Below are 11126 nucleotides of genomic sequence, written 5' to 3'. Positions count from 1 at the left end.
ATGCATCGTCGGAATAACATTCCTCGCAAGTCATTGAACTACCGCACACCACTTGAAGTATTCATGAAGCACGTCACCGATGAGCAACTAGCTTTTTTCTAACTTAATTTGACATTTCGGGGGTTAATAAAGTTAAAGTAGAGGCAAAGAAAAAACAGCTGAGATTCTCTCAACTGTTTTTTCTTTCTTGGTATTAGTACAATGAGTAGCCACTAGTTTCGCTTGGTGTTTCATAGATGCTCCTTGAAGAAGAGGAGCGGCTAGAACGACGAGATGAGCTGCTACTGCTGCCGATAACCTTGTCACTGCCATTCCCGCTTCCAGGAGTGTTATAGGAGGCACCACCCGGCAGGATGAAGTTGGTATTGTTGTAGCCATCGTAGTTTGGCTGTGACTTGTACATCTTCGTTTCGTGGTTGACAATCTTCTTTGGCTTCAAGCCCAGTTGTTTGCGAACCAGTTTGGAAACCCGGTTAATTTCCTTTGGACTAGCAATCTGGAAGGAAACGCCGTCGATCGTCGCATCCTGGCCTTGGAAGTGGTAAGTCTTAACGTTTGCCATTGCCCCGTGGTAGTTCCCGTAGAGGGTGGCAATATCGTCGATCGGAATATTAGTCTTGACCCCATCACCCACGGCATCGAGGATCTTATTGGCAGCGGAGATCGAGCCGGAGTTCTTGAACTGTTCGATGACGCTTGTCAGGATCTGTTGCTGGCGTTTTTGCCGACCGTAGTCGTTGTTTGGATCCTGGTAACGCATCCGGGAATACTTCAGGGCGTTTGCACCATTCAGGTGTTGCTTCCCCTTCTTGAAGTGGTGACCTTCATAAGTGAAAGCAAATGGGTTGTCAACGGTAACCCCGCCGACGGAATTAACAACTTTTTCCAGAACCCCCATGTTGATGACCGCGTAGTAGTCAATTGGCACACCTAGTAGCTCTTTTACCTGCTTGACCGACTGCTTTGGCCCACCGATTGCATAGGCGGCATTCAGCTTGACATAGTCAGGACCTTCCTTAGTGTTGACCCGGACCAGGATGTCCCGCGGGATGCTAGTCATCGTGATCGTCTTCTTCTTCGGGTTAATGGTGAAGAGCTCCATCGAGTCGGTGTTCCCACCCTTGTTACCCCGGTTCAGAGCACCAACATCGGTCCCCATCGCCAGGACGGAGACGGGTTCACCCTTTTGCAATTTCTTACTGATCTGGCCATTCCCGTTGGTGAAGATCTTGTTTGTAGCAGAATGAATTTTATGATATTCATAGAAGCCGCCGAGTGCGACGATAATGATTAAGAACCAAATCAAGGCCTTCATCCATCTTGGCATCTGATAATGGTGCTTAACAAGACGCTCAGGATCCCGCTTGGGTTGGGGAGCATCATTGCGGCGTGGTCTGAAATGGCGCGGCTGTGCTTGCTCCTCTGCCTCTTCCTGCTGACGGTTTTCGTTAACCTGTTTGCGAATCCGCTCTTCCATCCGTTTCCGGTATTCTTCGCGCGATTCGCGATTATTATTGTTATCCATAAAGATTAATACCTCGACCAAAAAATTCTAACACTCTTACTAATATAGCAAAAAAGCGCGTTCTAATTCAACGGAACATTAATAGTTTAACCTTTCTATAAGAATTTGGAAAGTTAGACTTTGGGGAAAAATTATATTAATATAGTAGAGATATTTCGCGAAAATAAAAATGAAAGGATTTTATCGATGAAATCAACTAAAGAATTAGCTGAAGCAGTTAATAAGCGGCGGACCTTCGCCATCATTTCCCACCCTGACGCCGGGAAGACCACGATCACCGAGCAGCTCCTCCTCTTCGGGGGCGTCGTCCGGGAAGCCGGAACCGTCAAGGCGCGGAAGACCGGGAACTTTGCCAAGTCCGACTGGATGGAAATCGAAAAGAAGCGGGGGATTTCGGTTACTTCCTCCGTTATGCAGTTCGACTTCCAGGGCAAGCGGATCAATATCCTGGACACCCCGGGGCACGAGGATTTCTCCGAAGACACCTACCGGACCCTGATGGCCGTCGACTCCGCGGTAATGGTGATCGACTCCGCCAAGGGGATCGAGCCCCAGACCAAGAAGCTCTTCCAGATCTGTAAGATGCGGGGAATTCCGATCTTTACCTTCATGAACAAGTTTGACCGGGATGCTCGGGAGCCATTGGATCTCTTAAACGAAGTCGAGGACGTGCTGGGGATCGAGACCTACCCGATGAACTGGCCGATCGGTTCCGGTCACCAGTTCAAGGGGATCTACGACCGCTTTAACCACCGGGTTGCCCTGACCCACCCGGCCGATCCGGACAATCCCTACCTGCCGCTGAATGACGATGGGGACGTCGAAGGGGAGAACCCACTGGCCGGCGATGGCGAGTGGCAGGACGCCCTGGACGGAATGGAGCTGGTCGAGGTTGCCGGTAACCAACTGGATCGGGACAAGATTGCCCGCGGGGACCAGACGCCGGTCTTCTTTGGTTCGGCCCTGACGAACTTCGGGGTCCGGACCTTCCTGGAGAACTACCTCCAATTCGCGCCGGCACCGGGCGACCATAAGACCGAGGACGGCCAGATCGTTAAGCCACTGGATCCAGAATTCTCCGGCTTTGTCTTCAAGATTCAGGCCAACATGAACCCGCGGCACCGGGATCGGATCGCCTTCGTGCGGATCTGCTCCGGTGAGTTTGACCGGGGGATGGACGTCACCCTGGCACGGACGCAGAAGCCGCTGCGCCTGTCGAACGTGACGGAGTTTATGGCCGACACGCGGGAGAACGTTGAAACGGCCGTGGCTGGGGACATCATCGGGCTTTATGACACCGGGAACTTCCAAATCGGGGATTCGATCTACACCGGCAAGCAAGTCGTGCAGTTCGAAAAGCTGCCACAGTTCACGCCGGAGCTCTTCGTTCGCGTTTCCGCCAAGAACGTCATGAAGCAGAAGTCCTTCCACAAGGGGATTAACCAGCTGGTCCAGGAGGGGGCCGTTCAGCTCTATCGGTCCTACACGACGAACGACTACATTCTCGGGGCGGTCGGTCAGTTGCAGTTTGAAGTCTTCAAGTTCCGGATGAAGAACGAGTACAACTCCGATGTCATCATGGAGCCAATGGGCCATAAGACGGCACGGTGGATCGATCCCGACCAGCTGGACGAGAAGATGTCCTCGTCCCGCAACATCCTGGTCAAGGACATCCACGACCAGCCGCTCTTCCTGTTTGAAAACCAGTTTGCCGAAAACTGGTTCAAGCAGAAGTACCCGGATGTGAAGTTGACGGCGAAATTATAAATTGATTTAAACAAACGAAAAAGAAGCAGTGATTTCATAATTGTGAAATCCTGCTTCTTTTTGTTTATCAATTTGAATTTAGTTTGTCATCCGACCACTGTCATCAAAGTGGTACCATTTTCCATTGATCTTTTGCCAGCCAGTTACAGCCCAAGCGTTCGTCGGGTCGAAGTAGTACCAGCCACCATTAGACGTGTAGCGCCAACCAGAGGCTGCCCAAGCGTTCGTTATATCGAAGTAGTACCAGCGACCATTGAGTGATTGCCAGCTGGTGTCGGCCCAGGCATTAGTCGGGTCGAAGTAGTACCAGTGGCCATTGATCTTCTGCCAGCCGGTGTCAGCCCAAGCGTTGACGGTGTCAAAGTGGTACCAGCGGTGGTTGATGTATTGCCAGCCAGTCAGTGCCCAGGCATTGGTCGGGTCAAAGAAGTACCAACGACCGTTGAGTTGCTGCCAGCCAGTCAGTGCCCAAGCATTGTCTAAGTCGAAGTAGTACCAGTGGCCATTGATCTTTTGCCAGCCAGTCAGTGCCCAAGCGTTGGCAGTGTCAAAGTAGTACCAGCTATTATTAATCTTTTGCCAGCCGGTCAGTGCCCAAGCGTTGGCAGTGTCAAAGCAGTACCAGTTGTCATTGATCTTCTGCCAGCCAGTAGCGGCCTTGCCATCGTTTTCGAAGTAGTACCATTTCCCGTTGATCTTTTGCCAGCTGGTAAGGGCGGCACCATCGTTTGGACCGCCAAAACCGTACCAGTTGCCGTCAATCTTTTGCCAGCCGGACTTCATGGCGCCGTACGTTCCATCATGGTTAGGATTGAGGTAGTATGTCTTACCGTTAATGGTTTGCAGGCCAGCTGCCATTGCCCCGGTAGTAGTGTCGAAGTAGTACCATTGATTGCCGATCTTTTGCCAACCGGTATAGGCTGCGCCAAACGAGCCATCATGGCGTTGATTGAAGTAGTACCAGTTGCCATCAACCGCTTGCCAGCCGGACTTCATAGCACCGTATGTTCCGTCGTGGTTGGGATTGAGGTAGTAAGTCTTGCTGTCGATGGTTTGCAGGCCAGCTGCCATTGCCCCAGTGGTGGTGTCGAAGTAGTACCATTGGTTGCCGATCGTCTGCCAGCCGGTGACGGCCGTTCCGTCGTTGCCAAAGTAATACCAGTTGTCGCCATCCTGCTTCCAGGTATTCTTATCACCGGTTGGCAGCTGCGATGGCTGGCCGCCCAGTTCCTTGATTCGCGTATCACGCTGTTGATTAATGGCCTCGGTCATCGCTTTAATCGCGTTGGCTTGTTCAGTGCTTAAAGCCTCGATCTTTTGTGCATCTTCAGCGACCAGGTTGTTGTAGGCCTTATTCTGATCTGTTTGGAGTTGGCTCAGATAGGTGGCTGCATCCGTTGAATTCTTGAAGTCATCATTGGCGTCCTGCACTGCTTGGTCGTATGTGGACTTATTGGCCGCCTGTGCCTTCGTCAGATTATCTTTTTGGGTTGCAAGTTCTTTGGCCGCGTTGTCATTTGCGGTCTTGAGCTTGGCCGTATTTTCCTTTGCCGCCTCAAGTTTAGCTTGAGCATCCTTCAGGTTAGCATTGGCGTCGTCAGCCTTCTTGTTGGCATCGTCGGCAGCGGTTTGAGCCTCCTTGAGACTGGCGTCGGCAGACGATTGAGCGGCCTTGGCGTCGTTTAATTTTTGGTTAGCAGCTGATCTGGCTTCTTCGCTGGCGTCGGCCGCTAATTTGTTAACTGCATCCTGGGCACTTGCGGTTGCAGTGCTAGCGCTGCTAGCTGCTTCGCTAGCCTTTTGAAGAGCATCCTTTGCTGCCACTGCGGCATCTGATGCGCTTTTAGCGGCATCGCTAGCTTGGCTAACGGTTGCTTGGGCAGCGCTTTCGCTGGCGCTTGCCGAATTATAAGCATTTGCAGCATCTGAAGCAGCTGCGGAGGCCTTGTCGACGGCTGACTGGGCCGCTGCGTTTGCGGATGAGTAAGCGTCGCTGGCACTCTTGATTGCCTGATCCCGCTTTGCCGCCGCAGCGGTCTGGGAAGGCAGAATGCTAGTATCACCCTTGGCTAGGGCAGCGGATGCTGAGCTGTAAGCCTTTGCGTTATCGGTGGCTAACTTATCCTCGGCTGCCTTGTTAGCTGCCGTTTGGTTATCGATCTTGGCCTGGTAGTTAGCGTTGATCTCTGCTGCTTGGCTCTTTACGGCGTCACTAGCCGCCGCACTGGCCGCTGCCGGAGTCTCGGCATTTTTGATTGCTTCAACGGGTGCAACGTCAGTGGCCGCTGCCTTAACCTCGGCGGTGTTGGTAGTAGCCGTCGCAGTGGTTGTTTGCCCAGCAGTCTGCGTTGTTGCAGTGGTTGTTGCCTGGTTGCTTGTGGTATCGGCGTGAACATTCGTATTCGCGAAGACCCCAAAGGCCAGGGTAGCACCGGCTAATAGAACACAATTCCTGATTTTGTGTGAATAAATATGTTTGTTAGTCATTAAAAATAATCTCCTTATCGGTTATAGTCAAAGATTAGATTACCTCTTTAATTCTAACCCATTCCGCCAATAATTAATAGTTGTTCCAGAGAGCAAAAAAGCAGGCATTCGCCTATCCCTCGACGCGTGTCTGCTCTTAATCAGTGATTAAATTAATTACAGCAATTTACCACTGTTAGCGAAGCGGTAGTTCTTGCCGTTGATCTTTTGGTTGCCGGTTACCATTGCGGCTGATTGTGGGTTGAAGTAGTACCAGTCACCGTTCTTGAATTGCTTCCAGCCGGTAACTGCCTGCCCCTTAGCATTGAAGTAGTACCAGGAGCCGTTGATTTTTTGCCAACCGTTTTCCAATTGAGAAGAGGTTTCCCGGCTTGCCCAGGCATTGGTTGGGTCAAAGTAGTACCACTGCTTGTTCAGCCAGCGCCAACCCTGAGCAGCGCTGTCGTAGCCAGGATCAAAGTAGTAAATGTTGCCGTTGATTTCCTGGAGCCCTGTCAGTGCCCAGGCGTTGGTTGGGTCGAAGTAGTACCAGTAACCGCCGAGCTTTTGCCAACCGGTCATTGCCTCGCCAGTTGTCCAATTGAAGTTGTAATGGTGGCCGTTAATGGTTTGCCAACCGGTGACGACGTGGTTATTGCTATCAAAGTAGTACCAAGAACCATTGATTTTCTGCCAGCCGGTAACGGCCCAGGTATTGGTTGGATCAAAGTAGTAGCGACTGCCGTTGATGGTATGCCAACCCTTAAGCGCCCAAGCATTGGTGGCATCGAAGTAGTACCAATTGCCGTTAATCTTTTGCCAACCAGTCAGTGCCCAGGCATTGGTTGGGTCGAAGTAGTACCAGTTCTGGGCGGCAGTTTGGAGCCAGCCGGTTTGGGCTTGACCATTTTCCTGGAAGTAGTACCAGCGGTTGTTGATCTTGTGCCAACCGGTGTAGGCAGCACCATCGTTAGCGCCACCGAAGCCATACCACTGACCGTTAATCTTTTGCCAGCCGGTCTGCATTGCCCCATAAGTACCATCGTGTTGGGTATTCAGGTAGTAGTAGTGACCATTGATCTTCTGCAGGCCTGTCTGCATCTGACCGTTGGTTGGGTCGAAGTAGTACCACTGATTAATCTTCTTCCAGCCAGTGGTAGCAGAGCCATCCTGGTTGAAGTAGTACCAGTTAGCGTTGACTTGCTGCCAGCCGGCCTTACCCGTCGGCAGCGTGGTTGTAGTGGTGTCGGATGTTGCTGTCTGGTCATCAGGCGTCGTGGTGGTGTTAGTTGTTGATGTTTGGTCACTAGGCGTTGTTGTAGCCTTGCTTGTGCTGTCATTCTTGGTGGCAGTATTAGTCGTGGTTGCCGTCGTTGCAGAAGTCGTGTCCGTCGTGGTGGTAGAACTGTTGGTCTTATCGGTAGCTGTGTTCGTGACCGTTGCTGCCGGACTAGTCGTCGTTGCATTGTTGGCAACCGTCGTTTGGGTCGTTGCCGGTTCCTGAGTGGTGTTAGTATTGGTTGCCGCGTTAGCATTGGTGTTGAGCGCCAAGCCCAACGATAATGCTGCGCCAGCTACTAGCAAGCTGTTTCTAAGTTTATGAGAATAGATGTGCTGATTGCGCATTAAAAAAGCCCCTTTCTTTGAACCTTAGTACAGAACCATTTTAGTTCATCTGTCGATAAAATAACATAGAAAAGGGACCAATCCGTCTTGGATGATCCCAATCTTAACTATTTAATTACCAATTGAAGTTTCGCTGTGGATTACCTGCGCGTTGGTCGGCAGTGAACCGTACCAGTCCTCATAGTGAATTTCGGAGCTGCCGTCAATCGTCTGACGATCCATTCCATCGCTGTCAACGTGGTGGGTAATACCATAGGAGTCGGTCCAAACGGCAACATCACCGAGGCCGAGCTGGATTTGCTCGCTCGGCTCTTCGCCGTTGTGAATTACTTGGGCATCAGTCGGCAGAGGGCCAGACCAATCTTCGTAGTTCACTTGACTACTTCCGGCGATTGTCTGACGATCCATTCCATCACTGTCAACGTGGTGGGTAATACCATAGGAGTCGGTCCAGACGGCAACATCACCGAGGCCGAGCTGGATTTGCTGCTGGCCAGTAGTTGCCGACGTGGTTGACTTGGGTGCAGTTGTTGTGACGGCTGGTGTTTGGCTAGCAGTTGTTGCATTGCCCTTACTCTGCTGGTAAGTAGTGGCGGCTGCCGCTTGACTTTGCTGCTGGGCAGTCACGCTACCTTGATTCGTAGTCGCCGGCGTGGCGGCAGCCGTTGTCATTGCGGCAGTTGGCGCACTCTCAGCGGTTGCGGCACTGCTACTCTCATTAGCAGTACTCGTCGTTGCTTCTGCCGTCGTACTGCTCTTCTTAGTTGCCTGTTTACTCTCCTTGGTTGCGGCCTTATGCTGGGCAGAACTTTGCTTGACGGTCTTAGCACTTGTGGGCTCGTTGGAAGTCTTATGGGTGTAAGTCTGATTAGTGGCCGCACAGCCGCTAATTCCTAACGCTAATAATAAAGCTAGCGAGGTATTTAATAATTTTTTTGTAACTTTAATCATGATTTAGCGCTCCCCTCTATCGAGCATCTAATTTATCCACTCCTTCTATTTATATTGTAACATCTTTGCAACATTAATGTAAGATAGTCGTTACATCATTGAATATTATTAAACAAGTGTCCGAAAAAGCTACCTATTATTAACTCGTGGTGCGTGACGATGCATTTCACGTTGGCTGAAAACTTTGTCCCTTTACTGACAAGTTCTTTCACCCCGGCTAAACGATGTTAGTATTAAAGTGTTGAATTCTATTATTTTGAAGGGATCGAGTAATTTATGAAAACACATTTTAAGCTGTATAAAGCGGGGAAAATGTGGCTGACGGCGTGCCTTGTGACCATGGGGATCGGTCTGGCAACGGTGGCCGCGCCACAAGCAGTTCATGCGGCTGATACGGCTGCGGTGACAACGACTACCAGCGTTGCGACGGCCACTCAGCAGACAACCACAACGGACCAACAGCAGACTACTGATCAGCAGACTAGCCAGCAGGAGCAGGCCACGGTGCCGACAACAATCAACGGCTACACGCGACAGGCGAATAATACCTGGCAAAACGCTGCAGGCCAAACGCCAAGCGGCTGGCAGACTGAGGGCAGCAATTGGTACTACTTCAAGAACGGTACCAACACAACCGGCTGGCAATCCGTTAATAATACCTGGTACTACATGAATACTACCAGTAGCGCCATGGAGACTGGCCTGCAGACAATTAACAACGCAACCTACTACCTGAATGAACAGCACGATGGGACCTATGGGGCGATGAAGACCGGCTGGCAAATCGTCAATGGTCACTGGTATTACTTTGAAAATAACGGTGCTGCCCACACCGGCTGGGGCAAGCTCGCCGGTCAATGGTATTACTTTGATCCGGCCAATCAGGGGCAAATGCTGGCCGGCTTGCAGACGATTAATAACCGGACTTATTATCTGAATGAGCAGCATGACGGAACCTATGGTGCAATGCAGACTGGCTGGCAGCAGATCAACGGCAAGTGGTACGGCTTTGGAGGCGCCGATGATGGTGCAGCCTACAACGATTGGCACTTTATCAACGGGCGCTGGTACTACTTCTTAAAGGACGGTCAGGGACAAACGGGCTGGTCGACAATTAACGGCCACCGCTATTACTTCGATGATACGAATGCCTGGGCTTTAACCGGCTGGCAGGCGCTCGGCGACTCCTGGTATTATTTTGACACCGTCAATGCCTGGATGGAGACAAACTGGCACAAGATTGGCAATCATTGGTTCTACCTGAGTCCGGAAACGGGAGCAATGCTGACCGGGATTCAAAAGCTTGCGGATGCTACTTACTACCTCAACGAGCAGCATGACGGAACCTATGGCGCGATGCAGACCGGTTGGCAGCAGATCGACGGCTCCCACTATTACTTCCAGGACAACGGTGCGGCCGCACTGGGCTGGCAGTCCATTGGCGGCAGCAAGTACTACTTTGATCCGGCGACGGCGCAAGCAGCCACTGGGATTACGAAGATCGGTGATCATTACTACGCCTTTGATTCAAACTCTGGGGCCCAGGAAACAGGCTTGGTCTACAATTCGGCAACCGGCTTGCTTCAGTATTATGATCTACAGACGGGGGAACGGCAGACGCAGTTTAATGCGGACGGCAAGACTTATACCTTCGATGCCGCGACCGGTGACCTTAACACCGCTGACCTTGGACTCACTGCTGGCATCAATCGGCTTGCCAGCCACCTGTATTACTTCAATCGGGCAACTAACACCTTTGCCCATGACTTCTGGTACAAGGATGCGAATGGCTGGTATTACTTCGGCGACAATGGTAGTACCCTGACCGACTGGCAAAAGATTAATAATCGCTGGTACTGCTTCAATAATGATGGCGTTGCTCGGACGGGGTGGTATAAGACGGCAGCCGGCAACTGGTACTACTTTGACGATACTAACGCCTGGGCGCTGACCGGTTGGCAAAAGATCAACAACAATTGGTATTACTTCGACCCGGAAAATGCTTGGGCCGATTTTGTCGGACATAATTGGTACTACTTTGATCCCGTCAACGCTAATATGTACACCGGGACGCACTGGATTGACGGTCACAAGGTTACTCTGCAGAGCTGGGGCGGCTTTGTTGGCTTTAGCCAGCGGGTCATCAACTGGTTCTTAGACCGGGAAGGCAAGTTAACCTATTCCCTGTATGGTTCACGGACCGGTCGTGACGGAACCGCTGACTGCTCCGGCTCGATGACGATGGCGGTTTGGTCTGCCGGCGGTTCACGGCCGGCGCTGATTTATTCAACCGATAACATCGGCAGCTATCTGTTAGCCAATGGCTATTACCTGGCGGGTTCCGGCCGAGGTGTCCAGGATGTTCGCTACGGGGACATCGTCGTTTGGGGAAATCCGGGCCATTCCGCAGGAGGTGCCGGCCACGTTTCAGTAATTTCAACTGGCGGCAGCAACCCAATGTGCATTTCAACTAACGCCTACTATGGCGATCAGGCACCATGGGGCCATGGCAATCCGAACATGGCGGTTCAGGAATTTAATTACCAGTGGTACTGGCAGCAAGATGACTGCCCTTACCAGATGGTTTACCGGCCAAACTTCTATTGGGCTTAATTAAAACTTTATAAATGCATTAATATCCATTATAATAATTGTATAAAGATTATGATATGGCAGATTGTAAAATTTAAGTTGAACATTTAAGTGGACAGAAAAACCCATCAAGGTCTTTAATGGTGTTACCACACAATCCATTAGAAAGAAGGACCTTGATGAGCACCACTATTTTATC

The 11126-nt window shown here is 51.1% G+C and carries 6 protein-coding genes and 1 pseudogene; 3 read left to right on the top strand and 4 right to left on the bottom strand.

Annotated features, from left to right (window positions below; translation table 11 throughout):
- Positions 1-102, top strand: a pseudogene (locus tag OCT58_RS09180) (IS30 family transposase); the annotation flags it as partial.
- 91 nt (positions 103-193) lie between these two features.
- On the opposite strand, the gene OCT58_RS09175 reads toward OCT58_RS09180, so the two are convergent.
- The gene (locus OCT58_RS09175) at positions 194-1525 is read right to left on the bottom strand and encodes an LCP family protein (RefSeq protein ID WP_267202561.1); all 1332 of its coding nucleotides are present in this window, start codon (positions 1523-1525) and stop codon (positions 194-196) included.
- Positions 1526-1711: 186 nt separating this feature from the next.
- Between OCT58_RS09175 and OCT58_RS09170 the strand changes: the two genes are divergently transcribed.
- Positions 1712-3292, top strand: coding sequence for a peptide chain release factor 3 (locus OCT58_RS09170; RefSeq protein ID WP_267202560.1), 1581 nt, complete (start codon positions 1712-1714; stop codon positions 3290-3292).
- Positions 3293-3370: 78 nt separating this feature from the next.
- Here OCT58_RS09170 and OCT58_RS09165 read toward each other — a convergent pair whose 3' ends face one another.
- The 3 genes from OCT58_RS09165 to OCT58_RS09155 form a co-directional block, all read right to left on the bottom strand.
- Positions 3371-5779, bottom strand: coding sequence for a hypothetical protein (locus OCT58_RS09165; RefSeq protein WP_267202559.1), 2409 nt, complete (start codon positions 5777-5779; stop codon positions 3371-3373).
- 156 nt (positions 5780-5935) lie between these two features.
- Positions 5936-7384, bottom strand: a complete 1449-nt coding sequence (locus OCT58_RS09160; protein WP_267202558.1) for a PspC-like choline-binding domain-containing protein — start codon at positions 7382-7384, stop codon at positions 5936-5938.
- Between the two features lie 111 nt (positions 7385-7495).
- Positions 7496-8335 (bottom strand): hypothetical protein, encoded by an 840-nt coding sequence (locus OCT58_RS09155; protein ID WP_267202557.1) that lies wholly within the window; start codon positions 8333-8335, stop codon positions 7496-7498.
- A gap of 276 nt (positions 8336-8611) precedes the next feature.
- Here OCT58_RS09155 and OCT58_RS09150 point away from each other — a divergent pair, with 276 nt between their 5' ends.
- Positions 8612-10948 (top strand): peptidoglycan amidohydrolase family protein, encoded by a 2337-nt coding sequence (locus OCT58_RS09150; protein WP_267202556.1) that lies wholly within the window; start codon positions 8612-8614, stop codon positions 10946-10948.
- Positions 10949-11126 lie beyond the last annotated feature (178 nt).

This window comes from Limosilactobacillus kribbianus (genome assembly GCF_026413145.1).
GTDB classification, from domain to species: Bacteria; Bacillota; Bacilli; order Lactobacillales; family Lactobacillaceae; genus Limosilactobacillus; species Limosilactobacillus kribbianus.
Note: the sequence above shows the minus strand (reverse complement) of the source record. Positions and strands in the feature narration are given on the sequence as shown.